Raw genomic sequence first — 22,438 nt, 5'->3', positions numbered from 1 at the left:
GTGGGACTGATCTCGGAGGTGCTGTTGCTGCCGTTCGCTCCGGTGCGCGGCAGCGGATGGGTGATCAAGCAGGTGCTGAGTGAGGCGGAGCGCCTCTACTACGACCCGGCCACGGTCAGGGCTGAACTCGGCCAGCTGGAAGAGCAGTTGGAAGCCGGTGAGATCGACGAGGAGACGTTCGACCGCAAGGAGGACGAACTCCTGGACCGGCTGGAGATCGGACTGCGCGGTGGCGCGGGGACAGGCGACGGGACGACACTATGAACCGAGTGGGAATGGGCCTCGCGGTAGGGGCCGGATACCTTCTGGGACGCACCAAGAAGCTCAAACTGGCCTTGGCCGTCGGCTCGATCGTGGCGGGCAAGCGCCTGAACCTCACGCCCAAGGGGATAGCGGAACTGGCCTCCCAGCAACTGCTGAAGAACCCGCAGTTCAAGGAGATCGGGGACCAGCTCCGCCAGGACCTGCGCGGGGTCGGCAAGGCGGCCTCGGGCGCGATGGTGGAGCGGCAGGTCGAGGCACTCGCCGACCGTCTGCACGGCCGTACCGCCGAGGTCCGCGACCAGCTCTCGGGCGTGGTGCCGGACAAGGGCCGCGGGTCCCGTGACGAGGACGACGACGAGCGCGACGAGGACCAGGAGCCCGAGGAGGAGTACGACGAGGAGGTCGAGGACTCCGAGGACGAGGAGCCCGAGGACTCCGAGGAGCCCGAGGACTCCGAGGAGGACGAGGCCACCGACGAGGACGAGGCCGAGGACGAGGCCGACGCGGAGGACGACTCCGACGCGGAGGACGACGAGGACGCGGAGGAGGACGAGGAGCCCGAGCCGCGCCGCAGGCCGGCGAAGAAGGCTCCGTCGAAGCAGTCGCAGGCCCGCAAGGCGCCCGCGAAGAAGACCGCGGCCCGCAAGGCCCCCGCCAAGAAGGTGGCCGCCAAGAAGACCGCGGCCAAGAAGACGGCCGGCAAGAAGACGGCCGGCAAGAAGACCGCGTCGTCGGGCGGCGCGGCCCGTGACGCCGGGCGCCGGACGTCGAAGGGAGGCGGTGAGCGATGAGTGACTCGCTCGGATCGGCCCGCGAGGCCACCGACAAGGCCAAGAGCAACCCGCTCACCGACATCGCCAAGAGCGACGCCGTGGAACGGCTGAAGGGCGAGGCGCAGGACTACCTCGCCGCCCAGGCCCAGCGCCTGCTGGTCGGGGTGGGGCACAAACTCGGTGAGACCACGGGCAAGCTGAACGACATCGCCGAGGGCAACAGCCCCGGCTTCGCGAAACTCGCGCTCGACGGCGGACGCAAGCTCGCCGAGGGCAAGGGGCCGCTGCGCAGCGCCCTGGAGGTGGGGGCCACCCGCGCAAAGGACAACGTGATGGGCGCTCTCAAGAACCTCGGCGGCAAGGGCAAGAACAAGGGCAGTTCGGGCAACAAGCCCACCGTCATCATCGAGCACATCGACGTGGGCGTGCCACTGCGCACGGCCTACGACCAGTGGACCCAGTACCAGGACTTCAGCACCTTCGCGAAGGGCGTCAAGAGCGCGAACCGCGCCGACGACGTCACCTCCGACTGGCAGATGAAGATCTTCTGGTCCACCCGCAGCTGGAAGGCGCACACCACCGGCCAGATCCCCGACCAGCGGATCTCCTGGACCTCGGAGGGCGCCAAGGGCACCACGAAGGGCGTCGTCACCTTCCACAGCCTGGGCGACAACCTCACCCGCGTCCTGCTGGTGATCGAGTACTACCCCAAGGGCCTGTTCGAGAAGACCGGCAACATCTGGCGCGCCCAGGGCCGCCGGGCCCGGCTCGACCTCAAGAACTTCGCGCGCTTCATCACGTTCAAGGGCGAGGCGGAGGACGGCTGGCGCGGCGAGATCAGCGACGGCGAGGTCGTCCGCAGCCACGAGGACGCGGTCGCGGAGGAAGAGGAGGAGCAGCAGCAGGAGGGGCAGGACGAGGAGGAGGAGGGGCAGGACGAGGCGACCGCGGAGGACGGCGAGGAGGAGGCCGCCGACGAGGAGCCCTACGACGAGGACGAGGAAGAGGAGTACGACGAGGACTCCGAGGAGGCCCCGGCCGCCGAGGACGAGACGGGCGAGGAGAGCGGCGAGTACGAGGAGGAGGAGCCGGAGGAGGAAGAGGAGCAGGAGGGCGAGTACGAGTACGCCGACGGTGGTAGCCGGCGATGAGCATGGCAGGGCGCATGCCCGAGCCCTACGGGCAGGGCGGCGGCGCCAACCTCGCCGACATCCTGGAGAGGGTGCTCGACAAGGGGATCGTCATCGCGGGCGACATCCGCATCAACCTGCTCGACATCGAACTCCTCACGATCAAGCTGCGGCTCATCGTCGCCTCCGTCGACAAGGCGAAGGAGATGGGCATCGACTGGTGGGAGGACGACCCCGCGTTGTCCTCCCGGGCCCGCCGCGACGAACTCGCCCGTGAGAACGCCGAGTTGCGTGAGCGGCTGGCCCGGCTGGAACCGGACCGGGCGCTGGAGCCGAACCGCGAGAAGAAGAAGGAGCAGGAGGAGCCCGGATGACCGGACTGCGGTACGTGTACGCCGTCTGCCACCCGCTCGGCGCGCCCCTCCAGGCGCAGCTGACCGGCGTGGCGGGCGACCCGCCCAGGCTGCTGACCCACCACGGTCTGGTCGCCGTCGTCAGCCACGTGCCGGAGCGGGACTTCGCCGAGGAGGCGCTGCACGCCCACCTGGAGGACCTGGACTGGCTGACCGACACCGCCAGGGCGCACCAGGGCGTGATCGACGCCCTCACCGTCGTCACCACCCCGCTGCCGCTGCGGCTCGGCACCGTCTTCCGGGACGACAGCGGCGTACGCGTGATGATGGAGGAGCGGGAGGCCGGCTTCCGGCGCACCCTCGACCGCCTCGCGGGGCGGGTGGAGTGGGGCGTCAAGGTGTACGCGGAGGCCGAGCCGGAGAAGGCCGCCCGGCCGGCCGCGAAGCCGGCGTCGGGCCGGGACTACCTGATGCGGCGGCGTCAGCAGGCCCGGGCCGGCGAGGACCTGTGGCAGAAGGCGGAGGAGTTCGCGAGCCGGCTGCACGGCGGGCTCGCCTCCTTCGCCGAGGACGCCCGGCTGCACGCGCCGCAGAACCCCGCGCTGTCCGGCGCGTCGGGCCGCAACGTGCTCAACGCCGCCTATCTCGTGCCGCGTGAGGGCTCCGAGGAGTTCGTGGAGCTCGTCGACCGGACGAAGGACGACGTCCCGGGGCTGCGGGTGGAGCTCACCGGGCCCTGGGCGGCCTACTCCTTCGCGGGGGACTCGGAGGCCGGGGCATGACCGTCGTGGAACGCCGGGAGATCGCCCTCGTCGACCTGCTCGACCGGCTGCTCGCCGGCGGGGTCGTCATCAAGGGGGACATCACCCTGCGCATCGCGGACGTCGACCTCGTCCGTATCGACCTCAACGCGCTGATCAGCTCGGTGAACGAGCAGGTGCCGTCACCCTGGGGGAACTGACGTGACTGACAGCCGCAACCGCATGGACCTCGAACCGGACACCGTCGAGCGCGACCTGATCAAGCTCGTCCTGACCGTGGTGGAGTTGCTGCGCCAGCTCATGGAGCGGCAGGCGGTGCGCCGGTTCGACACGGGCGACCTCAGCGAGGAGCAGGAGGAGCGCATCGGGCTCACCCTGATGCTGCTGGACGACCGGATGACGGAGCTGCGGGAGCGGTACGGTCTGCGGCCCGAGGACCTCAATCTGGACCTCGGGCCGCTGGGACCGCTGCTTCCCCGGGAGTGAATCCCGGCCCTCACCACCTGTACCAGCGACCCCTCCCTCCGGATCCGCTCGTGCCGCGGACCAGGAATCCCAGCAACCACACGACGAGGACCGCCAGGGCGATCCACCAGAGCAGCTTCACCGCGAACCCGGCGCCGAAGAGGATCAGCACCAGCAGCAGTACGAGCAGAAGTGGAATCATGATCTGAACCTCCTGCTCTCCGGGTTTCCCGTAAGCAGCGGTTCAGGCGTCCTTGCGGCAGAGAATCTCGCCGTGCAGGACGCTGAACCAGCCGTCCTCGCGCGTCCCCCACTCCCGCCAGGCCTCCGACACCGCCCGCAGGTCGGCCGCGGTCGCGTGGCCGCCCGCGGTGGCCCGCTCGGCGTACGCCGACGCCACCGTGCGGTCCGCCCACAGACCGCTCCACCAGGCCCGCTCCTCGGCGGTGGCGAAGGTCCAGGTGGCGGAGGTGGCCGTGATGTCCGTGAACCCCGCCCGCACCGCCCAGGACTTCAGCCGGCGTCCGGCGTCCGGCTCACCGCCGTTGGCGCGGGCCACCCGGTGGTAGAGGTCCAGCCAGTCGTCCATCCCCGGTGAGCCGGGATACCAGGTCATGGCCGCGTAGTCCGCGTCACGCACCGCGACGAACCCGCCCGGCTTCGTGACCCGGCGCATCTCGCGCAGCGCCCGCACCGGGTCGCCGACGTGCTGGAGCACCTGGTGGGCGTGCACCACGCAGAACGTGTCGTCCGGGTGGTCCAGGGCGTGCACGTCGGCGACCGCGAAGTCGGTGTTCGTCAGGCCGCGGCCGGCGGCCTCGGCGCGGGCCCGCTCCAGGACGTCGGGCGCGTGGTCGACGCCGGTGACGTGCCCGTCCGGGACCAGCTCCGCCAGGTCGGCCGTGATCGTCCCCGGGCCGCAGCCGATGTCCAGGACGCGCATGTGCGGCTTCAGCGAACCGAGCAGGTAGGCCGCGGAGTTGGCGGCGGTGCGCCAGGTGTGGGAGCGCAGCACGGACTCGTGGTGCCCGTGCGTGTAGACGGCCGTCTCCCGTGATGTCGGCGACGGCGTCCCCTGTGGCTCAGGCATGACCGGTTCCCCTCTCGACGTACCGGCTCGCGGGTCCTCGCGGCCCCTTCCGGCGATACGCGTCACGCTACGCCCGCATGTCGCATGATGAGATACATGTATTGTATAGTGGACTGACGCCCCGTCAGACGTGTCGCGTCCCACGCGGCGGGCGCCGAAAAGCGCTTGTCGACGGGGGCCTCCGACCGCAGACTGACTCCTTATGGGACATCTGGAAGCCGCGCACCTCGAGTACCACCTTCCCGACGGGAGGGCGCTGCTCGGCGATGTGTCGTTCCGGGTGGGCGAAGGGGCCGTCGTGGCCCTCGTCGGGCCCAACGGAGCCGGCAAGACGACCCTGCTCCGACTGATCTCCGGCGAGCTGAAACCGCACGGCGGGACCGTCACCGTCAGCGGCGGCCTGGGCGTGATGCGCCAGTTCGTGGGGTCCGTACGGGACGAGACCACCGTCCGCGACCTGCTGGTGTCGGTCGCGCCGCCCCGCATCCGCGAGGCCGCGCGGGCCGTCGACAAGGCCGAGCACGCCATGATGACCGCGGACGACGAGGCGGCCCAGCTGACCTACGCGCAGGCCCTCTCCGACTGGGCCGAGGCGCGCGGCTACGAGGCCGAGACGCTGTGGGACATGTGCACCATGGCCGCGCTCGGCGTCCCCTACGACAAGGCGCAGTGGCGCCAGGTGCGCACCCTGTCCGGCGGCGAGCAGAAACGGCTGGTCCTGGAGGCGCTGCTGCGCGGCACGGACGAGGTGCTGCTGCTCGACGAGCCCGACAACTACCTCGACGTACCCGGCAAGCGCTGGCTGGAGGAGCGGCTGAAGGAGACCCGTAAGACGGTCCTGTTCGTCTCCCACGACCGCGAGCTCCTCGCCCGCGCCGCCGAGAAGATCGTCTCCGTCGAACCCTCGCCCGCGGGCGCCGACGCCTGGGTGCACGGCGGCGGCTTCGACACCTACCACGACGCCCGGCGTGAACGCTTCGCCCGCTTCGAGGAGCTGCGCAGGCGCTGGGACGAGAAGCACGCCCAGCTGAAGAAGCTGGTCCTCAGCCTCCGGCAGGCCGCCTCCATCAGCCACGAGCTGGCCTCCCGCTACCAGGCCGCCCAGACCCGGCTGCGCAAGTTCGAGGAGGCCGGCCCGCCGCCGGAACCGCCGCGCGAGCAGGACATCAGGATGCGCCTGAAGGGCGGCCGCACCGGAGTAAGAGCCGTGACCTGCAAGGGACTTGAGCTCACCAGCCTGATGAAACCGTTCGACCTGGAGGTCTTCTACGGCGAGCGGGTCGCCGTCCTCGGCTCCAACGGCTCCGGCAAGTCGCACTTCCTGCGGCTGCTCGCCGGCGACGACGTCGCGCACACCGGCGAGTGGAAGCTCGGCGCGCGGGTGGTGCCCGGGCACTTCGCCCAGACGCACGCCCACCCCGAGCTGACCGGCCGCGCCCTGCTCGACATCCTGTGGCAGGAGCACTCCCAGGACCGGGGCGCCGCCATGTCCCGGCTGCGCCGCTACGAGCTCACCCAGCAGGCCGAGCAGAGCTTCGAGCGGCTGTCCGGCGGCCAGCAGGCCCGTTTCCAGATCCTTCTCCTCGAACTGGAGGGCGTCACGGCCCTGCTGCTGGACGAGCCGACCGACAACCTCGACCTGGAGTCCGCCGAAGCTCTCCAGGAGGGCCTGGAGGCGTTCGACGGCACGGTCCTCGCGGTCACCCACGACCGCTGGTTCGCCCGCTCCTTCGACCGCTACCTGGTCTTCGGCAGCGACGGCCGCCTCCGTGAGACGCCCGAGCCGGTCTGGGACGAACGCAGGGTCGAGCGGGCCCGCTGACCGGCCCCGGGCGGCTTCCCGTCGCGCGCGGCCGGGATGTTCGTAGAGTGGATGCGGAAGGCGGAACGCAGCCGGTCCTCCCGGAAACCGTCCGGGGAGGCGGCCGACGGCTGGGTACCCGCACCGCATGAACGCACATGACGAGCGGGACACCACCATGACCGGAGTCGACGCCAGCCGGCTGGACGACCAGCAGCTCATCAAGGAACTGGAGACCATCCACCGCACCCGCCACGACACACTGCTGCACGGGTCGAGCGGCGCCCTGCGCGCCCACAACGACCGCATGGCACAGTTGGAGGGCGAGTACCTGCGCCGCAACCCGGACCGTCCGGTCGCCGCCGGCCGTACCCGCGAAGGCGCCCGGGAACGCGGAAGCGGGGAGTCGGCGACTCCCCGCACCTGAGCCGCGCCGCTCTCTCGCCGCGCCGCTCTCCAGCCGCGCCGGCGGCCGGGCCGCCGGCGGTCAGCGCGCGCCGGCCTCCTGGGCGAACACGTCGAGGAACGCCTCGCCGAACGCCTTCAGGTCGTCCGGCTTGCGGCTGGTGACCAGCTTGTTCGGGCCGTGGTCGCAGATCTTGACCTGCTCGTCGACCCAGGTCCCGCCCGCGTTGCGGATGTCCGTCCGCAGGCTGGGCCAGGAGGTCAGCACCCGGCCGCGTACGACGTCCGCCTCGACCAGCGTCCACGGGGCGTGGCAGATCGCGGCGACGGGCCGGCCCTGGTCGAAGAAGTCCGCCACGAACGCCACGGCCTTCTCGTCCGAGCGCAGGAAGTCCGGATTGGCGACGCCGCCCGGCAGGACGAGCCCGTCGAAGGAGTCGGCGGAGGTCTCACCCACCACCTCGTCCACGGGGAACGTGTCCGCCTTGTCGAGATGGTTGAACGCCTGGACCTCGCCGGGCTCCGTCGACACCAGCACGGGCTCGTGGCCGGCGTCCTTCACCGCCTGCCACGGCTCGGTCAGTTCGACCTGCTCGACACCCTCGGGTGCGGTCAGAAAAGCGATACGCATGGTGTCAACGTCCCTTCTCGTACAGCGTGTTCACGACGCTCGTGGTCGCGGCTCGGCAGGTGCCGCGCGGTCCCGTGACCGGCGGCACCGTGCGGGTGCGGGTGCGGGTGCGGGTGCCGGTGCCGGTGCCGGTCGCCCGGCCCCGGTTCACAGGCCGCTCCTGAGATCCGGTTCGGGCAGGTCGTCCGCCGCCGCGCCGCTGTCCGGCTCGGCACGGCTGATCTCCGCGAGCACCGAACCCGGATCGTCGGCCTCGGCCAGATCGCCGAGGCTCACCATCCCGACCGGCAGCCCGTCCTCCACCACCGGCAGCCGGCGCACCGCGTGGGCGCGCATCAGGGCCACCGCGGCCGACAGGGGATCGCCGGGAGCGACGACCACGGGATCGGGCGTGCACATGGAACGGACACTCACCGTCTGCGGGTCGATGCCCTCGGCGACCGCCCGCACCGTGATGTCCCGGTCGGTGAGCACACCGACGACGCGCTGTCCCTCGGCGACCACGACGTCGCCGATGTCCTGCCTGCGCATCAGCTGCGCCGCCTCCACCAGCGAGGCGTCCGGGCGTACGGCGACCACGCCCGCGGTCATCACGTCCTTCACGAACTCGGCGGTCACCGCGGGGCCTCCCGTTCGCCGGACCTGTGCCTCGTCTCCTTCTCGGGCCGGACGCCGCCGCGCCGGACACCGGGCCGGTCACTGCCTGGCCGCATGTCACCCTCCAGTTCCTCGGGTGGCCACCGCGTACCCGAAGAGGCGACGCCGACACCGGGTCCGTCCGCCGTCCGGCGGAACCGGCCGGCGGACGGACCCGGAGCTGTTTGCCCCGGAGGGCCCGGGGCAGGCGCACGTGAGGTGCTTCGGACCGGAGGCACGCCAGAGGAGTCATCCGCCCGCCCGCACGGCCACGTCCGTCCGGCAGGGCACCGGCGCACCACGCGCGCCCCGCGGTGACCGCCCGACCCACAGCACTCCAAGGGAGTTGCGACGCCCCATGGCGACCCGAGCCGGCGCTGAGCGCCACCCGCACGACGACGCCCCCGACACCGCGCAGGACTTCCGCACCCTGGCCGCCCTCCCCGCGGGACCGCAGCGCGACACCCTGCGCGCCCGCATAGTCGAGGCATGGCTGCCCATGGCCGACCGGCTCGCGGGCCGGTTCCGCAACCGCGGCGAGAGCGGCGACGACCTGCGGCAGGTCGCGGCCCTCGGCCTGCTCAAGGCCGTCGACCGGTACGACCCCGAGCTGGGCAACGCGTTCGAGAGCTACGCCGTCCCCACCATCACCGGGGAGATCAAGCGGCACTTCCGCGACCACATGTGGACCCTGCACGTACCGCGCCGGGTCCAGGACCTGCGCAACCGCGTACGGCGCGCCCGCCAGGAACTCTCCCAGACCGTCCCGGGACGCGAGCCGACCGTCGCCGAGATCGCGGAGCACGCCCGGATGACCGAGGACGACGTCCGCGCCGGACTGGAGGCGCTGGAGAGCTTCAGCGCGCTGTCGCTGGACGCGGAACTGCCCGGCGGCGAGGACGGCTACTCGCTGAGCGACGCGCTCGGGGCGGCCGATCCCGCGCTGGACACGGTGGTGGACCGCGCGGCGGTCGCGCCGCGCCTTGCGGCCCTGCCCGAGCGGGAACGGGCCATCCTGTACATGCGGTTCTTCGCGGACATGACGCAGAGCCGGATCGCCGAGGAGCTCGGGATCTCGCAGATGCACGTCTCCCGGCTGATCAGCCGCTGCTGCGGCCGGGTGCGGGAACAGGTCATGCGGGACGCGGGCACACGGCTCTGAGCGAGCGGCGGGCGGCGAGCGGTGGGCCCGGAAGGCGGGGCGGTGGGCCGGATGCCTGGTCGGCGGGGCAACAGGGCCGGTGACCGGGGCGGTTGAGGCGACGGCTCGCGGGGCGGCGGTCGTACGACGTCGCGAGGGCGTGGGCCGTGAAGGTGTACGGGGGTTCGCGGGCTGGGCGCGGCCGGCGCGGGTTCCCCGGGGCAGGCGGGAGTCCGGCGGGACGCGGCCCTGCGGGGGCGTTCCGCGGGTCCGGCCGGGCGCGGGACGCACGGGGGACTCCCGGGGCCCGCGGGAGTCCCCCGTGCCCGAGGAGTTCCGGGGCTCGTGGGAGGCCGTCGGGTCACCCACTCGGCCGTCCCCTTCCCGCGAATGGGGTCCGGCCGCGCGCGACCCGGCGCCCGGCGGGCTGTGATGGCCGCAGGGGCACGAACGCCGTGTCCCGCAGCCGTCGGCCGAAGGAGCCCACCTCATGCGCCGCACCGTCCGTGCCCTGTCCGTCGCAGCCCTGGCCAGTGTCGTCCTGGGCTTCGCCGCCTCGGCCGCCCTCGCGGACCCGGCCGCGGAGGTCGGTCCGAGCAGCGTCCCACCCGGTGGCAGCGTCACCGTCTCGGTCTCCTGCGACGCCACGACCTCCGCCGCGCCCGCCGCCATCGACGCCAGCTCCCCGGCCTTCGAGCAGGGCACCGTCCAGCTCCAGCAGGTCCCCGGCGGCGACAGCCAGGCCCCCGCGCTCGCCTACAGCGGCACCGCCCGCATCTCGCCCACCACGAGCCTCGACGGCGACGCCGACGCGGCCGGCCGGGACTCGCCGTGGACCGTCGACGGCGCCTGCCCCGCGCCCACCGGCGGGAAGGGCAAGCAGTGGAGCGCCAGCTTCGACGTGCCCCGCGACGGCACCAAACCGTGCGCGGAGGCGGTACCCGGCCCCTGCGACACCGGGAAACAGTGCACCGGCGCGACCGCCCCCACCTGCGACAGCGACACCGGCGAGCGGTGCGCCGAGAAGTCCGGGGACGACTGCGGGGGCGCGGTGGTCCAGCGCGGGGTGCGGGCCGGCGAGGGGGGTTCCCTCACCGGCTCCGTCCCGGCCCTCGTCGCCGGTGGCCTGCTGATCGCGGGCGGACTCGGCGCCGCCGCCCACCGTCTCCGCCACCGCGACTCCGGTCCGGTCCGCTGACCATGTCCCTCGCCCGTCACCGCGACTCCGGTCCGGTCGGCTGACCCCGGCCGCAAGTCCTGCCACCGCGGCGCCGGTCCGATCCGCTGAGCCCGTCTCCGTCTCCGTCTCCGTTTCCGTCCCCGTTCGTCACCCCCCTTCGGCACCCGTGTGACCGGCACAACGCCGACCGGCGCCCATGAGGTGCCGTACGGCGGGGTACTCAGACCCCCGAGGACCCGCCTGACCCGTACGACCCACGCGATCGGCGGCCACGGCCGCGCCGGCGGTCGCGCACGGGGGACGGACGACAGCACCGCCCGCACCGGTCTCATCCCCGAAGCCGCACCGGAGGTACGGATGCCGCGGACCGCCCCCCAGGGACACGGCCCCGTCCGCTACGGCCCGCCGCTCCCCGAGGACGGGCTGCCCGTGCTCCCCGAACTGGCCGCCGTACTGGCCGAGTCCGCGTCCCGCCCGCAGAGCGAACCCGTCGGCGGGGGCCCCGCGCTGCTGGCCGCCGCGTGCGGCTACTGGGACCGGCGCGGTCTGCCCGCCGAACCCGACCGCGTGGTGGCCGCCCCCGGTGCCCCCTCCTTGTTGGTCGCGCTGACCGCGGCGCTCGGCGGTGACGTGCTGGTGCCCCGGCCCTGCGCCGCCTGGTGGGCGCCGTACGCGCGCCTGTTGGGGCGGCCCGTCTTCCACGTGGCGACCCCCGCCGAGTCCGGCGGGGTGCCGGACGCGTACGCCCTGCTGGAGACCGTCCGCCGCATCAGGACCGAGGGCGGCGATCCGCGGCTGCTCGTGCTGTCCCTCGGCGACGACCCGACCGCCACCGTGGCGCCGCCCGAGGCGCTGCACGCCGCCGTCGAGGCCGCGGCCGCCGAGGGGCTCTACCTGGTCAGCGACGAGACCTGGCGCGACACCCTGCACACCCCGCACGACACCGTGCTGCTCAGTCCCGCCGAGATGCTCCCCGACCGCGTCACCGTCGTCAGCGACCTGGCCGGCGCGTTGCTGGCGCCGGGCTGGCCGGCCGCGGCCGCCCGTTTCCCCGCGGACGAGGGCGGGGCCGCCCTGCGCGCCCAGGTCCTCGACGTGCTCACCGCGCTCGGCGCGCGGGTCGCCGCCCCGGTCGCCGCGGCGGCCGCGTACGCCCTGTCGGAGCCCGGGCCGGTCACCGCGCGCGTGGCCGCCACGGTCCGCCTGCACGCGCCGCTGTCGGCCGCCGTCCACCGCGCGGTCGTCGCGGCGGGCGCGGTGGCCCGGCCGCCCAGGTCGGGCCGCCACCTCTACGCCGACCTCGGCCCCCTGCGGGGCGCGCTCACCGCGCACGGCGTCGGCGACGCGCAGGAACTGGAGGACTTCCTCACCGCCCGGCTCGGCATGCCCGCGCCCGGCGGACACCGCTTCGGCGACGACCTCGGCGCCCTGCGGGTCCGGCTGTCCACCGGGCCGCTGCTCGGCGACACGGACGAGGAACGAGCGGAATGCCTCAGGGCCCCCGCGCCGTTGGAACTGCCACACGTGCAACGCGCGTTGATCCGACTGGAATCGGTCTTCGACGATCTCCGCGACGACGCTCAGCGATGGGAGCCTCCTCGATGACGCAGCAGTCCGAGTCGACCACCACGAGCGGCGCCACGAGTTCGGACACGGACACAACCGCCACCACCAGCGCGACGACGACCGACACGGCCATCCCGGGCACCGCGACCCCGAGTTCGCCCACCACCGGTACGACGACCACCGGCACCCCCACCACCGGCACGACGAGCACCGGTACGACGAGCACCGGTACGACGACCGTAGGCCCGCCGTCCACCGCCCCGGTCACGCACGGCGCGGGTCGTGCGCGGCCGGGGCCGGCCGCCGTGCCGCCGCTCGCCGAACCCCGGCCGCTGGGGGAGCGGCGGGTGTGGCCGCGCACCTTCCACGACCGTCTCACCGCCCCGCTGCCCGGCCTCAAGGCCATGGCCCGCTTCGCCCGTGAGGGCGCCGTGCGCCCGGGGCGGGAGGGCCTCGCCGACATTCCCCGGCTGCCCTTCGCGCCGGGGCCGCTGCCCCGGGCCGGCGCCGACACCGTCGCCGTCTCCTGGGCGGGCCACGCCAGTTGGGTGGTGCGGATCGGCGGACTGACGGTCCTGACTGACCCGGTGTGGTCCCGTCGTATCCTCGGCACGCCCGCCCGTATCACCCCCGTCGGCATCGCCTGGAGCGCCCTGCCGCCCGTCGACGCGGTGGTCATCAGCCACAACCACTACGACCACCTGGACGCCCCCACCCTGCGCCGACTCCCGCGTGACACACCGGTGTTCGTGCCGGCCGGGCTCGCCCGCTGGTTCCGCCGCCGCCAGTTCACCGCCGTCACCGAACTCGACTGGTGGGAGGGCGCGGAACTGGGCGGTGTCCGCTTCGACTTCGTGCCCGCCCACCACTGGTCCAAGCGCAGCCTCACCGACACCTGCCGCACCCTGTGGGGCGGCTGGGTCCTCACCGCCCCCGACGGGCAGCGGGTCCACTTCGCCGGCGACACCGGGTACGGCCACTGGTTCGCCCGCATCGGACAGCGCTACCCGGGCATCGACCTCGCGCTGCTGCCCATCGGGGCGTACGACCCGCGCTGGTGGCTCAGCGACGTCCACTGCGACCCGGAGGAGGCGGTGCGGGCCGCCCAGGATCTCGGCGCCCGCCGGATGGCCCCCATGCACTGGGCCACGTTCGTGCTGTCCGCCGAGCCCGTCCTCGAACCGCTCACCCGGGTACGGGCCGCCTGGGAGAAGGCGGGTCTCGCCGCCGAGGACCTGTGGGACCTGCCGGTGGGCGGTTCACGCGTCCTGCCCCGCGACGGGTCGTAGACCGGGCGACCCGGGACCGCCCGCCGAGCAGCACGTCAGGCCGCCGCCGTACGTCTACGCCCTGCCCCGGATCCCGGAGGTCCGGCGGAGCCGCCGCCACAGGCTCGGCGCCGCGCTCACCCCCACCGTCAGCAGGATCGCCGCGAGCACGCCCTCCCAGGGCTCGTCGAACAGGGAGCCGCCCAGGATGCCGATCAGCTGGTACGTCACGGTCCAGGCCAGACAGGCCGGCAGGTTCCCGCGGGCGAAGCGGCGCGGCGGCCACTCCGCCATCAGACAGGCCAGCATCACCGGGATGCGGCCCGCCGGCACCAGCCGCGACAGCACGAGGACCGCCACCCCGTGGTCGCCGAGCTTCTCCTGCGCCTGGGCGAGGCGGTCCTCCGGGGCGCGTCTGCGTATCGCCTCCAGCCAGCGCGACCCGTTCTTCGACCGCATCCCGCGCCGCCCCAGCCAGTACAGCGTGCCGTCGCCGAGGAACGCGGCCAGCGAGGCCGTCACGAAGATGAGGCCCAGGTCCACGGGTGACGTCCGGTGGAAGGCCACCACGGACGCCGTGCTCACGAGCGCTCCCGTCGGCACCACCGGCACCAGGGCCCCGATCAGCACCAGCAGGAACAGCGAGGGATAGCCGAGTGCCTGCTGCGTGTACTCGGGAGTGACCGACGCCGGGGCGATGGCGAACCAGCTCACCGCGCGACCGCCAGGCGCACGCTCTCGCCGTGCCCGAGCCGGTGCACGTCCACCCCGGGCGCGCGCTCCGCCGCGAGCCGCACGAACTCCTCGCCCGGCGCGTGGAACTCGTGCGGGCGCACGGCGTCCATCCCGATCGGCCAGTACGTGCCGTAGTGCACCGGCACCGCGCTGCGCGGCGCCAGCCGGGCCAGCGCCTGGGCCGCGCGTCCCGCGTCCAGATGCCCCTCGCCGAGATGCGGACCCCAGCCGCCGACCGGCAGCAGCGCCACGTCGACCGGGCCGACCTCAGCCGCCATCGAGTCGAACAGACCGGTGTCCCCGGCGAAGTAGGTGCGGGCCTCGCCCTCCACGACGTAGCCGAGGGCGGGGGAGCGGTGCCGGCCGAGCGGCAGCCGCCGCCCGTCGTGCCGGGCGGACACCGCCCGGACGGCCAGCGGCCCGACCGTGGTCTCCTCGCCCGGCGCCAGCTCGCTGATCCGCAGATGCGCGAGCCGGCGCAACCCCGGCACGGCCCTGGGCGCACCCCGGGGCACGAGCACCCGGGTGCCCGGCGCGAGCCCCGCCAGCGAGGGAACGTGCAGGTGATCGGCGTGCAGATGGGACACGAGCACCACGTCCGCGCGCCGGGCGCCGGGCGGCGGCAGCGCCCCGCGGCGCCGGCGCAGGTGGGCGAGCCGGCGGGCGAACAGGGGGTCGGTGAGCACACGTACGTCCGAGTCCTCGACCGTGCAGGTGGCGTGCCCCCACCAGGTGATCTCCACCGGCACCTCTTTGCCTCCTTCGCGCGACTCCCCGAAGCCTACGGGCAGGAGTAGGGTCGGCGGCGAAACCCGGAGGTGAGGGGGGACGCCATGGGACCGGTTCGCGTCACGGCGATCGCGAGTCTGACGCCGCTCGAGGAACTGGACGCCGATCCCTTCCTGGTGGACTCCCGCAGCCAGCACGCCATGTGCGCCCGTTGGGCGGCCGAGCGCGGCTACGTCGTCGGCCGGGAACTGCTGGTGCGGGGGCTGCGCCCCGACCACTGCGTGCTGTGGGACGGTGTCCGGCCCGGCCTCGACCTCTTCGTGGCGCCCAGCCGCCGCGTGCTGGAGAGCGCCCTGTCCTCCGTGGAGGAGTTCACCGCGGAGTGCGCCCGCCGGGGCGTGGGCGTCGAGACGGTGGGCCACGCCGAACCGTCCTACGACGCCCAGATGAAGGCCCGGGTGCACCGCAGACTGTCGATGCCGACAGCGGGCTACGACGGACGGTAGCCCGCCCCCCACCGGCGAGGGCCGGCCACCCCGCCCCTCGGGCCGCCCGGGGCCCCCGCCGCGCGTTGTGACAGGGTGAGTGCAGGCGCCCGCACCGACGACGGGCGGGGAGAGGTGGGCGGGGCGTGCGGGGCGTGTGGTGGCGGCGGACCGCCAGTCAGATCGGGCGGAGCGTCACGGTGTGGGCCGCCTCGACGGTCACCATGCTGGTGCTCGCCGGCATCCTGCCGGACTTCCAGATCCAGTCCCCGGACGGCGACAGCGCCACCCGGATCGCGGTCACCGCAGCGGTCGGCGCCGGCGCCTTCGGTCTGCTGTCGGCCCTGGTCTGGCCGCTGCTCGTACGGCTCCTGCTGCTGGTGCCCGCCCTCGTGCTCGGACTCCTCGTGTTCGTGCTCAACGGGTCTCTGCTGCTGATCGCCCTGCGCGTCAACCCCTCCGGACGCGGCGAGGTGGCCCCCGAGACCGCCGTCGTCGTCGCCGCGGTGATGTCCGCCGTCGCCTCCGCCACGGGTGCCGCCCTCGCCGTACGCGACGACGACCCGTACCGCCGCAGGCTCTACCGCCTCGCCGACCGCCGCCGCGGCGCCGGCCCGGCCTGTCCCACCACGCACGGCACGGTCTTCCTCCAGCTCGACGGCGTCGGCCACGACACCCTGCTCGCGGCGGCCGCCAAGGGCCTGATGCCGACCGTGGCCGGCTGGCTCGGCGACCGGCCGACCCACCGGCTCACCCCCTGGCGCACCGACTGGTCCAGCCAGACCGGCGCCAGCCAGCTCGGCATCCTGCACGGCAGCAACCACGACGTCCCCGCCTTCCGCTGGTACGAGAAGGACCGGGGCGAGATCATGGTCTGCAACCGCCCCACCAGCGCCGCCGAACTCCAGCACCGCGCCGTGCGGCGGACCGGCGAGGGCGGGCTGCTCGCCGTCGACGGCGCCAGCCGCGGCAACCTGTTCAGCGGTGGCGCCGAGGAGCAGGCCCTCGTCCTGTCGATCGCCACCCTGCGGCGCGGCCCCGAGAACCGCTCCCGGGCCGGCTACTTCGCCTACTTCTCCGACCCGGCCAACGCCGTGCGCACCGTCATGTCCTTCGTCGCCGAGGTCGGCCGCGAGATGGGCCAGTCCACCCGCGGCCGTATCGAGCGGGTCCGCCCGCGGGTGGCCCGCGCCGGCCTCTACCCCTTCGTCCGCGCCTTCGCGACCGTCGTCGAACGGGACGTCGTGGTCGCCGCCGTCATGGGCGACATGTTCGCCGGACGCACCGCCGTCTACGCCGACCTCGTGGCCTACGACGAGGTCGCCCACCACTCCGGACCGCGCAGCCGCGACGCCGAGAAGGTCCTCGCACGTCTCGACCGGTCACTCGCCCTGATAGCCGACGTCGCCGAACACGCCCCCCGTCCGTACCGGATCGTCGTGCTCTCCGACCACGGTCAGAGCCCCGGCGAGACCTTCCGCGCCCGCTACGGACTCGGCCTCGGCGACCTCGTGCGGGCCGGCTGCGGCCTGCCCGTGCCGCGCCGGGCGCAGCGCACGCACAGCGGGGCCGAGGCCCGCGCGGCGGTGCGGGCCGCGCTGCGCCGGCCCGTGGAGGAGGGCCGTGAGCGCCACCGGCCCGCGCACCGCCCGTCCGAACCGCTCGTGCTCGCCTCCGGCAACCTCGGCCTGATCTCCTTCCCGGACGTGCCCCACCGGATGAGCAGAGAGGAGATCGACGCCCGCCACCCGGCCCTGCTGACGACCCTCGCCAACCATCCCGGCATGGGCTTCCTCCTGGTGCGCAGCGAGGAGCACGGCGGACTGGTGCTCGGCGCGCACGGCGTCGCCGTCCCGCTCGACGAACTCGACGACGAACACCCAGGCCCGCTCGCCGACTTCGGCCCCGGCGCCGCCGACGCCGTCCGCCGCACCCACTCCTTCCCGCACACCGCGGACATCATGGTCAACTCCTGGTACGACCCGTCCGAGGGCGAGGTCCTCGCCTTCGAGGAGCAGATCGGCTCGCACGGCGGGCTCGGCGGCGCGCAGGCGAAACCGTTCCTGCTGTCGCCGCTCGACTGCTCGGCGCCGGTCGGGGATGCGGAGGAACTGGTCGGCGCGGAACAGGTCCACCGCGTCCTGCGCCGCTGGCTGGAGGAGTCGAACGGGCCCCAGGTGCCGCTCCCCGCCCAGGAGGAGAGCGCGGCCTGAGTACCCCGGCCCGGCCCGCGCACCGCCGCGAAGTCCACCCCCGTCCCGGAGTTCGCGCGGACGTCCGGGCCGCCGTCCACCGCACGGGGACGGGTCTTGCGGGTGCGGTGCGCCGGAGTGTGATCGGATGGGGTGGGCAGCCCGTCACCGGGACCACTCGTGAAAGGAATGACCGTGGCTACCACGCGTACCGCACACACCGTCTGGGAAGGCAACCTGCTCGAGGGCAACGGTGTCGTCACCTTCGACTCCTCCGGCATCGCTCAGCAGCCGGTCACGTGGGCCTCGCGCGCCCAGGACGCGAACGGCAAGACCAGCCCCGAGGAGCTGATCGCCGCCGCCCACTCCAGCTGCTTCTCCATGGCCCTCTCGCACGCCCTGGCCGGCGCCGGCACCCCGCCCACCCGGCTGCAGACCAACGCCGACGTCACCTTCCAGCCCGGCGAGGGCATCACCGGCATCCACCTCACCGTGCGCGGCGAGGTGCCCGGCCTGGACGCCGCCGGCTTCGCCTCGGCCGCCGAGGACGCCAAGAAGAACTGCCCCGTCAGCCAGGCCCTCACCGGCACGACGATCACGCTGACCGCGGAACTCGCCTGACGTCCGGTCCTCGCGCGGCCCGCCGGTCCGGGGCGGCCGCGCGAGGACGGGAGCACGACTTCCGTGCCACGTCCGGGAGTTGCGCGGCTGTCACGAACACCCCCTGACCCGCGGCCGCCGGGTCAGGGCTTGCGGGCGACTCCCGCGTACACCGGCACGATGCCCTCCGCCTGGGCCGCCACGTCCTCGGGCCCCGGACGCCACCCGGAGACGGGGATCACGCCCGGCCCCAGCAGCTCCAGACCGTCGAAGAAACGGGCGAACCCGGCCAGCGGACGCGGGTGGAACGCGGTCCCGCCGCGGCGGAAGTGCTCCGCGGCCCGCCCGACGGCCTCCGGACTGAGGTCGGGGGTGACCTGCGACAGGATCAGGTGACTGCCCGGGGCGAGCGCGGCGACGTACCGCGCCAGCAGTCCGTACACGTCGTCACCGGCCGGCTCGTCGTCGAGGTAGTGGGTCAGCGCCACCAGCGACAGGGCGATGGGCCGGGTGAAGTCCAGGAACTCGCCGGCCCTGCGCAGAATGGTGCCGGGGTCCCGGACGTCGGCGTGCACATACGTCGTCAGGCCCTCGGCGCGGCCGTGCAGCAGCGCCTCGGCGTGCCGCAGGACGATCGGGTCGTTGTCCGCGTACACCACCTTCGCGTCCGGCGCGACCTCCTGGGCCACCTGGTGCAGGTTGGGCTCCGTGGGGATGCCCGTGCCGATGTCCAGGAACTGGCGCGTCCCGGCCTCGGCGACGGTGCGCACGGCCCGGTGCATGAAGCGGCGGTTGGCGCGCGCCCCGCGCACGGCGGCGGGGTCCGAGGCGAGGATGCGGCGGGCCAGCTCCTCGTCCACCGGGTAGTTGTCCTTGCCGCCCAGCCACCAGTCGTACACCCGGGCCGGATGCGGCCGGCTGGTGTCGACGCGGAGGGGCGTGGGCCGTAAGCCGGTCATGCGGTGTCGTCTCCTCGGGCTTCGGGTACGGGGCGGGTGGTGCCGGTTCAGAAGTCCTCGCGGCGCTCGCGCAGGAGTTCCTTCGTGCGTTCCGCCGACGCGGCCTGCGCCGACATGTGGTCGAGTACCTCCAGGTGTGCCGCGACCTCCCTGCGGGAGTCCAGGTAGAGCGCCCCGGTCAGGTACTCGGTGAAGACCATGTCGGGCAGTTCCGGCTCCCCGAAGCGGAAGAGCGAGAACGGCGCGTACGTCCCCGGGTGCGGGCCGTCCCGGAACTCCGCGACCTGGAGTGTGACCCGGTCGCGCTCGGCGAACTCCAGCAGCTTGTCCAACTGCTCGCGCATCACCTCGCCGTGGATGCTCACCGGGCGCCGCAGCACCGTCTCGTCCATGATCACCCACAGGTGGGGCGGGTTGCCGCCCTCCAGCAGCCGCTGTCGGGCCAGGCGCAGCGACACATGCCGCTCGATGGCGTCCCCACCCGACTGCCCGATGGTCCCGGCCTGCATGACGGCGCGCGCGTACGCCTCGGTCTGGAGCAGCCCGGGGACGAAGTGCGGCTCGTAGGACCGGATGATCCGGGCGGCGCCCTCCAGGCTCACGTACATGCTGAACCACTCCGGCAGCACGTCGTGGAACCGCTGCCACCAGCCCGGCTCGTTGGCCTCCTCGGCCAGCGCGACGAAGGCCGCCGTCTCGTCGTCGGCGACGCCGTACGTCTCCAGCAGCACCTGCACGTAGGGGATCTTCAGCGCGACCTCGGCCATCTCCATGCGCCGTACGGTCGTCGCGGCCACCCGCAGCACGCGTGCGGCCTCCTCGCGCTTGAGGCCGGCCGCCTCCCGCAGTTCCTGCAGGCGCCTGCCGAGTACCACCTGTCCCACCGTGGGCGCGGGCCGCCGCTCACTCACGCCACGCCTCCCCATACGCGCCGAAGTACGCGAGCAGTGTGACATGCCGTGCCGCCGGTCTCACAGGGGCGGCGGTGAGGAAAAGTGCCTGACGGGGCCTGACGGGTCACGACAGCGCCGACCGAAGGTACTTGGCGGTGGCCGGGTCGGCCGGGAGGAAGGTCTCGATGGCGAGTTCGGCGACGGTCACGTCCATCGGGGTGTTGAAGGTGGAGATGGAGGAGACGAAGGACAGCGTCCGCCCCTCGTGCTCGATCCGCATCGGCAGCGCGAAGTACGGTACGGAGCCGTCCGGTTCCTCCGGGTCCGGGGCCGCCGGCACCGGATAGGCCGCGACCTCCTCGTACAACTCCCGCAGCGGGCGCGAGCGGTGCAGGGCGATCTGCCGTTCCATCTGGGCGAGCAGATGGCCGCGCCACTCGTGGAGGTTGCGGATGCGCGGCGCGAGTCCCTCGGGGTGCAGGGTGAGCCGCATCGCGTTCAGCGGTGGCGCCAGGAGCGACTCCGGGACGCCGTCGAGGAGGAGCGTGATCCCCCGGTTGGCGGCCACCACTCGGTAGGTGGCGTCGACCACCAGCGCCGGATACGGCTCGTAGCCCCGGATCAGCCGTTCCATGCCCTCGCGCAGCGCGTCGAGTGCCGGGTCCTCCAGCGGGGTCTCGGGGTAGTGCGGGGCGTGACCGGCCGCCAGCAGCAGCGCGTTGCGCTCGCGGACCGGGACGTCCAGGTGCTCGGCCAGCCGCAGCACCATCTCCTCGCTCGGCCGGGAACGGCCCGTCTCGACGAAGCTGATGTGCCGGGCCGAGGAGCCGGCACGCAGGGCCAGCTCCAGCTGACTGACCCGCCGCCGCTCCCGCCAGGCCCGCAGCAGCGGGCCGACCCCCTGGCTCGCGGAGGCGGTGGCGGGCGCGGCGGTTCCGGAGGCGGCAGTGGTCATACGCCCGACCGTAGCCGAGCGCGGCGCCCGACCCGCGGCACGCCGGTGACCAGGGCCGCGGCGGCACGCTTGTGGCAGGCTGAAGGAGTACCCGGCACCCCGGAAGGAGCGCGGCCATGTCCGTCGTACCGCTGTCGCAGAAGGAGATCGAGGACCGGCTCGCGGAGCTGCCGGGCTGGTCGCTCGACGGCGACCGCCTCACCCGTTCCTACCGGCTCGGCTCCCACTTCGCGGCCACCGCGATGGTCATCCACATCGCCCAGGTGCAGGAGGAGCTGGACCACCACTCCGACCTCACCCTCGGCTACGACACCGTGTCCCTGTCCGTGCACACCCACAGCGCGGGCGGCGCCGTGACCGAGCTGGACGTCGAGCTCGCCCACCGGGTCGCGGCGCTCGCCCCGGGACACGGGGCGGCCTGAGCAGAGCACGGGACCCCCGTTCGGCCCGGCTGCTGAGGCCGGTCCCCGGTGCCCCCGGGCGGGGCGGCGGGGAGTCCGCCAAGTACCCCTCAGGGTCGGGCACTTGGGGGGGGGGATGGCAGCTGTCGTACCCAGGCGTCCCGCTCGTGCCGGCCGGGCGGCAGTTCCCCGACGCAGCCGATCCACGGCAGGTCCGGGGTGACGAAGTGGGCCGGGTCGCGGTCCGGGCAACCCAGGACCGGATCACCCGGACGGTCACGGAACTGGCCGTCCGGTACGGCAACTCCCGTGCGGGTGACGGCAACTGACAGGACGCAACCCGCCGTTCTCCCAGGAGGTACGTCCCGTGCAGCACCCGCACCCCCGCACACGGCCCCGCCCGCCTCTTCGTCCACGCCCGCGTCCGCGTCCGCGCGGGCGTCGCGGACGAACGGCCGTCCTGTCCGCACTGGCCGCCGCGGCGGCCCTGGTCGGCGCCGGACTGACCGCGCTCACCCCCGGCACCGCCGAGGCGGCCACCGCCCGCCAGGTCGAGAAACGGACGGCACCCACATCGACAAGTACGGCACCTCGTCCGACACCCGGCTGCTGACCGGCGCCTCGGTCCACTCCGACAACGGCACCAAGGCGACCCCGGCGCTGTCCGGTGACATCCTCGGCGACTGGCGCGAGGAGGTCGTCTGGCCGACCAGCACCAACACGGCACTGCGGATCTACTCCACCCCGCTGGAGACGACCAGAAGGATCACGACCCTCCTGCACGACACCCAGTACCGCACCGCCCTGGCCTGGCAGAACACCGCCTACAACCAGCCGCCGCACCCGAGCTTCTTCATCGGAGACGGCATGCCGACCCCGCCCCGCCCGACGGTGTACACACCGTGAACGACGGTGGGGGGGGGGGGGGGGGGGGGGAGCAACCCCCCGGTTCGGGGGAGAGGGCGGCCCCGTTGTACAAGAGGGAAGGGGTCCGGTTTGGGTTGGGGGGCCACCAGCCTCTTATT

General features: G+C 73.5%; 27 protein-coding genes and 1 pseudogene. 18 read left to right on the top strand and 10 right to left on the bottom strand.

All coding sequences use genetic code 11. From position 1 onward, the window contains the following. The 7 genes from AC07AZ_RS00630 to AC07AZ_RS00600 are packed head-to-tail and all read left to right on the top strand — an operon-like array spanning position 1 to position 3,767. Complete coding sequence (locus AC07AZ_RS00630; RefSeq protein WP_478842264.1) at positions 1-264, top strand: gas vesicle protein GvpG; 264 nt, start codon at positions 1-3, stop codon at positions 262-264. Then, the gene (locus AC07AZ_RS00625; protein WP_478842262.1) at positions 261-1,055 is read left to right on the top strand and encodes a DNA primase; all 795 of its coding nucleotides are present in this window, start codon (positions 261-263) and stop codon (positions 1,053-1,055) included. The genes AC07AZ_RS00630 and AC07AZ_RS00625 overlap by 4 nt, the downstream gene beginning before the upstream one ends. Continuing rightward, positions 1,052-2,188, top strand: a complete 1,137-nt coding sequence (locus AC07AZ_RS00620; protein WP_478842260.1) for an SRPBCC family protein — start codon at positions 1,052-1,054, stop codon at positions 2,186-2,188. Before AC07AZ_RS00625 ends, AC07AZ_RS00620 begins: the two co-directional genes overlap by 4 nt. Continuing rightward, entirely contained in the window at positions 2,185-2,541 is a 357-nt protein-coding gene (locus AC07AZ_RS00615; RefSeq protein WP_478842258.1) for a gas vesicle protein, read from the top strand. The genes AC07AZ_RS00620 and AC07AZ_RS00615 overlap by 4 nt, the downstream gene beginning before the upstream one ends. Then, entirely contained in the window at positions 2,538-3,302 is a 765-nt protein-coding gene (locus AC07AZ_RS00610; RefSeq protein ID WP_478842256.1) for a GvpL/GvpF family gas vesicle protein, read from the top strand. Before AC07AZ_RS00615 ends, AC07AZ_RS00610 begins: the two co-directional genes overlap by 4 nt. Beyond that, complete coding sequence (locus AC07AZ_RS00605) at positions 3,299-3,481, top strand: gas vesicle protein (RefSeq protein ID WP_356041409.1); 183 nt, start codon at positions 3,299-3,301, stop codon at positions 3,479-3,481. Before AC07AZ_RS00610 ends, AC07AZ_RS00605 begins: the two co-directional genes overlap by 4 nt. 1 nt (position 3,482) lies before the next feature. Continuing rightward, positions 3,483-3,767 (top strand): gas vesicle protein K, encoded by a 285-nt coding sequence (locus tag AC07AZ_RS00600; RefSeq protein WP_478842254.1) that lies wholly within the window; start codon positions 3,483-3,485, stop codon positions 3,765-3,767. Between the two features lie 10 nt (positions 3,768-3,777). Here the strand turns inward: AC07AZ_RS00600 and AC07AZ_RS00595 are convergent, their stop codons facing one another. Further along, entirely contained in the window at positions 3,778-3,948 is a 171-nt protein-coding gene (locus AC07AZ_RS00595; protein WP_356041407.1) for a hydrophobic protein, read from the bottom strand. A gap of 42 nt (positions 3,949-3,990) precedes the next feature. Further along, positions 3,991-4,836 (bottom strand): class I SAM-dependent methyltransferase, encoded by an 846-nt coding sequence (locus AC07AZ_RS00590; protein WP_478842252.1) that lies wholly within the window; start codon positions 4,834-4,836, stop codon positions 3,991-3,993. Positions 4,837-5,038: 202 nt separating this feature from the next. On the opposite strand from AC07AZ_RS00590, the gene AC07AZ_RS00585 reads away from it, so the two are divergent. After that, the gene (locus AC07AZ_RS00585) at positions 5,039-6,658 is read left to right on the top strand and encodes an ABC-F family ATP-binding cassette domain-containing protein (RefSeq protein WP_478842250.1); all 1,620 of its coding nucleotides are present in this window, start codon (positions 5,039-5,041) and stop codon (positions 6,656-6,658) included. Positions 6,659-6,785: 127 nt separating this feature from the next. Further along, positions 6,786-7,064 (top strand): DUF6158 family protein, encoded by a 279-nt coding sequence (locus tag AC07AZ_RS00580; protein ID WP_478842248.1) that lies wholly within the window; start codon positions 6,786-6,788, stop codon positions 7,062-7,064. Positions 7,065-7,124: 60 nt separating this feature from the next. On the opposite strand, the gene AC07AZ_RS00575 is transcribed toward AC07AZ_RS00580, so the two are convergent. From AC07AZ_RS00575 to AC07AZ_RS00565, 3 genes are read right to left on the bottom strand one after another with little or no spacing between them, the layout of a single operon-like run. Then, on the bottom strand, positions 7,125-7,673 hold the full coding sequence (locus AC07AZ_RS00575) for a type 1 glutamine amidotransferase domain-containing protein (protein WP_478842246.1): 549 nt from the start codon (positions 7,671-7,673) through the stop codon (positions 7,125-7,127). Positions 7,674-7,677: 4 nt separating this feature from the next. Continuing rightward, on the bottom strand, positions 7,678-7,824 hold the full coding sequence (locus AC07AZ_RS00570) for a hypothetical protein (RefSeq protein ID WP_478842244.1): 147 nt from the start codon (positions 7,822-7,824) through the stop codon (positions 7,678-7,680). Continuing rightward, positions 7,821-8,291 (bottom strand): CBS domain-containing protein, encoded by a 471-nt coding sequence (locus AC07AZ_RS00565; protein WP_478842242.1) that lies wholly within the window; start codon positions 8,289-8,291, stop codon positions 7,821-7,823. Before AC07AZ_RS00565 ends, AC07AZ_RS00570 begins: the two co-directional genes overlap by 4 nt. A gap of 376 nt (positions 8,292-8,667) precedes the next feature. Here AC07AZ_RS00565 and AC07AZ_RS00560 point away from each other — a divergent pair, with 376 nt between their 5' ends. The 4 genes from AC07AZ_RS00560 to AC07AZ_RS00545 all read left to right on the top strand — a co-directional run bounded on the left by AC07AZ_RS00560 (position 8,668) and on the right by AC07AZ_RS00545 (position 13,485). Beyond that, positions 8,668-9,471: an RNA polymerase sigma factor SigF gene (locus AC07AZ_RS00560; RefSeq protein WP_478842239.1), complete on the top strand. Its 804-nt coding sequence runs from the start codon at positions 8,668-8,670 to the stop codon at positions 9,469-9,471. A gap of 469 nt (positions 9,472-9,940) precedes the next feature. Then, on the top strand, positions 9,941-10,648 hold the full coding sequence (locus AC07AZ_RS00555) for a hypothetical protein (protein WP_478842238.1): 708 nt from the start codon (positions 9,941-9,943) through the stop codon (positions 10,646-10,648). A gap of 339 nt (positions 10,649-10,987) precedes the next feature. Further along, complete coding sequence (locus tag AC07AZ_RS00550) at positions 10,988-12,235, top strand: aminotransferase class I/II-fold pyridoxal phosphate-dependent enzyme (RefSeq protein ID WP_478843397.1); 1,248 nt, start codon at positions 10,988-10,990, stop codon at positions 12,233-12,235. Beyond that, positions 12,232-13,485: an MBL fold metallo-hydrolase gene (locus AC07AZ_RS00545; RefSeq protein WP_478842236.1), complete on the top strand. Its 1,254-nt coding sequence runs from the start codon at positions 12,232-12,234 to the stop codon at positions 13,483-13,485. Before AC07AZ_RS00550 ends, AC07AZ_RS00545 begins: the two co-directional genes overlap by 4 nt. Positions 13,486-13,539: 54 nt before the next feature. Here the strand turns inward: AC07AZ_RS00545 and AC07AZ_RS00540 are convergent, their stop codons facing one another. Together AC07AZ_RS00540 and AC07AZ_RS00535 are read right to left on the bottom strand one after the other, a co-directional pair. Then, positions 13,540-14,178, bottom strand: a complete 639-nt coding sequence (locus AC07AZ_RS00540) for a DedA family protein (protein WP_478842234.1) — start codon at positions 14,176-14,178, stop codon at positions 13,540-13,542. Next, the gene (locus tag AC07AZ_RS00535; RefSeq protein ID WP_478842232.1) at positions 14,175-14,948 is read right to left on the bottom strand and encodes an MBL fold metallo-hydrolase; all 774 of its coding nucleotides are present in this window, start codon (positions 14,946-14,948) and stop codon (positions 14,175-14,177) included. Before AC07AZ_RS00535 ends, AC07AZ_RS00540 begins: the two co-directional genes overlap by 4 nt. An 84-nt stretch (positions 14,949-15,032) precedes the next feature. On the opposite strand from AC07AZ_RS00535, the gene AC07AZ_RS00530 reads away from it, so the two are divergent. The 3 genes from AC07AZ_RS00530 to AC07AZ_RS00520 all read left to right on the top strand — a co-directional run bounded on the left by AC07AZ_RS00530 (position 15,033) and on the right by AC07AZ_RS00520 (position 18,226). Further along, complete coding sequence (locus AC07AZ_RS00530) at positions 15,033-15,434, top strand: hypothetical protein (protein WP_356041387.1); 402 nt, start codon at positions 15,033-15,035, stop codon at positions 15,432-15,434. Between the two features lie 125 nt (positions 15,435-15,559). After that, a complete protein-coding gene (locus tag AC07AZ_RS00525; protein ID WP_478842230.1) occupies positions 15,560-17,626 on the top strand; it encodes a phage holin family protein in 2,067 nt (688 codons plus the stop codon). Positions 17,627-17,800: 174 nt separating this feature from the next. Continuing rightward, the gene (locus AC07AZ_RS00520; RefSeq protein WP_478842228.1) at positions 17,801-18,226 is read left to right on the top strand and encodes an OsmC family protein; all 426 of its coding nucleotides are present in this window, start codon (positions 17,801-17,803) and stop codon (positions 18,224-18,226) included. A gap of 122 nt (positions 18,227-18,348) precedes the next feature. Here the strand turns inward: AC07AZ_RS00520 and AC07AZ_RS00515 are convergent, their stop codons facing one another. The 3 genes from AC07AZ_RS00515 to AC07AZ_RS00505 form a co-directional block, all read right to left on the bottom strand. Then, positions 18,349-19,164 carry an SAM-dependent methyltransferase gene (locus AC07AZ_RS00515; RefSeq protein ID WP_478842226.1) on the bottom strand — a complete coding sequence of 272 codons (816 nt, stop codon included), beginning with the start codon at positions 19,162-19,164 and terminating at the stop codon, positions 18,349-18,351. Between the two features lie 47 nt (positions 19,165-19,211). After that, complete coding sequence (locus AC07AZ_RS00510) at positions 19,212-20,075, bottom strand: helix-turn-helix domain-containing protein (protein WP_478842224.1); 864 nt, start codon at positions 20,073-20,075, stop codon at positions 19,212-19,214. Between the two features lie 106 nt (positions 20,076-20,181). Continuing rightward, positions 20,182-21,012: a helix-turn-helix domain-containing protein gene (locus AC07AZ_RS00505; RefSeq protein ID WP_478842222.1), complete on the bottom strand. Its 831-nt coding sequence runs from the start codon at positions 21,010-21,012 to the stop codon at positions 20,182-20,184. Between the two features lie 116 nt (positions 21,013-21,128). Here AC07AZ_RS00505 and AC07AZ_RS00500 point away from each other — a divergent pair, with 116 nt between their 5' ends. Both AC07AZ_RS00500 and AC07AZ_RS00495 read left to right on the top strand, forming a co-directional pair. Beyond that, positions 21,129-21,434 carry a 4a-hydroxytetrahydrobiopterin dehydratase gene (locus AC07AZ_RS00500; RefSeq protein ID WP_478842221.1) on the top strand — a complete coding sequence of 102 codons (306 nt, stop codon included), beginning with the start codon at positions 21,129-21,131 and terminating at the stop codon, positions 21,432-21,434. A 540-nt stretch (positions 21,435-21,974) separates the two neighbouring features. Beyond that, positions 21,975-22,319 (top strand): annotated as a pseudogene (locus AC07AZ_RS00495) (rhamnogalacturonan lyase family protein); the annotation flags it as partial. Positions 22,320-22,438: the final 119 nt, after the last annotated feature.

This window comes from Streptomyces sp. NPDC043878 (assembly GCF_056435735.1).
This window is presented reverse-complemented; position numbering and strand designations above follow the sequence as displayed.

Bases quoted from the DNA above. Each gene is read 5' to 3' on its own strand.
- AC07AZ_RS00625 (WP_478842262.1), top strand. From the start codon at position 261: ATGAACCGAGTGGGAATGGGCCTCGCGGTAGGGGCCGGATACCTTCTG.
- AC07AZ_RS00620 (WP_478842260.1), top strand. From the start codon at position 1,052: ATGAGTGACTCGCTCGGATCGGCCCGCGAGGCCACCGACAAGGCCAAG.
- AC07AZ_RS00615 (WP_478842258.1), top strand. From the start codon at position 2,185: ATGAGCATGGCAGGGCGCATGCCCGAGCCCTACGGGCAGGGCGGCGGC.
- AC07AZ_RS00610 (WP_478842256.1), top strand. From the start codon at position 2,538: ATGACCGGACTGCGGTACGTGTACGCCGTCTGCCACCCGCTCGGCGCG.
- AC07AZ_RS00605 (WP_356041409.1), top strand. From the start codon at position 3,299: ATGACCGTCGTGGAACGCCGGGAGATCGCCCTCGTCGACCTGCTCGAC.
- AC07AZ_RS00595 (WP_356041407.1), bottom strand. From the start codon at position 3,948: ATGATTCCACTTCTGCTCGTACTGCTGCTGGTGCTGATCCTCTTCGGC.
- AC07AZ_RS00590 (WP_478842252.1), bottom strand. From the start codon at position 4,836: ATGCCTGAGCCACAGGGGACGCCGTCGCCGACATCACGGGAGACGGCC.
- AC07AZ_RS00585 (WP_478842250.1), top strand. From the start codon at position 5,039: ATGGGACATCTGGAAGCCGCGCACCTCGAGTACCACCTTCCCGACGGG.
- AC07AZ_RS00580 (WP_478842248.1), top strand. From the start codon at position 6,786: ATGAACGCACATGACGAGCGGGACACCACCATGACCGGAGTCGACGCC.
- AC07AZ_RS00575 (WP_478842246.1), bottom strand. From the start codon at position 7,673: ATGCGTATCGCTTTTCTGACCGCACCCGAGGGTGTCGAGCAGGTCGAA.
- AC07AZ_RS00560 (WP_478842239.1), top strand. From the start codon at position 8,668: ATGGCGACCCGAGCCGGCGCTGAGCGCCACCCGCACGACGACGCCCCC.
- AC07AZ_RS00555 (WP_478842238.1), top strand. From the start codon at position 9,941: ATGCGCCGCACCGTCCGTGCCCTGTCCGTCGCAGCCCTGGCCAGTGTC.
- AC07AZ_RS00550 (WP_478843397.1), top strand. From the start codon at position 10,988: ATGCCGCGGACCGCCCCCCAGGGACACGGCCCCGTCCGCTACGGCCCG.
- AC07AZ_RS00545 (WP_478842236.1), top strand. From the start codon at position 12,232: ATGACGCAGCAGTCCGAGTCGACCACCACGAGCGGCGCCACGAGTTCG.
- AC07AZ_RS00530 (WP_356041387.1), top strand. From the start codon at position 15,033: ATGGGACCGGTTCGCGTCACGGCGATCGCGAGTCTGACGCCGCTCGAG.
- AC07AZ_RS00515 (WP_478842226.1), bottom strand. From the start codon at position 19,164: ATGACCGGCTTACGGCCCACGCCCCTCCGCGTCGACACCAGCCGGCCG.
- AC07AZ_RS00505 (WP_478842222.1), bottom strand. From the start codon at position 21,012: ATGACCACTGCCGCCTCCGGAACCGCCGCGCCCGCCACCGCCTCCGCG.
- AC07AZ_RS00500 (WP_478842221.1), top strand. From the start codon at position 21,129: ATGTCCGTCGTACCGCTGTCGCAGAAGGAGATCGAGGACCGGCTCGCG.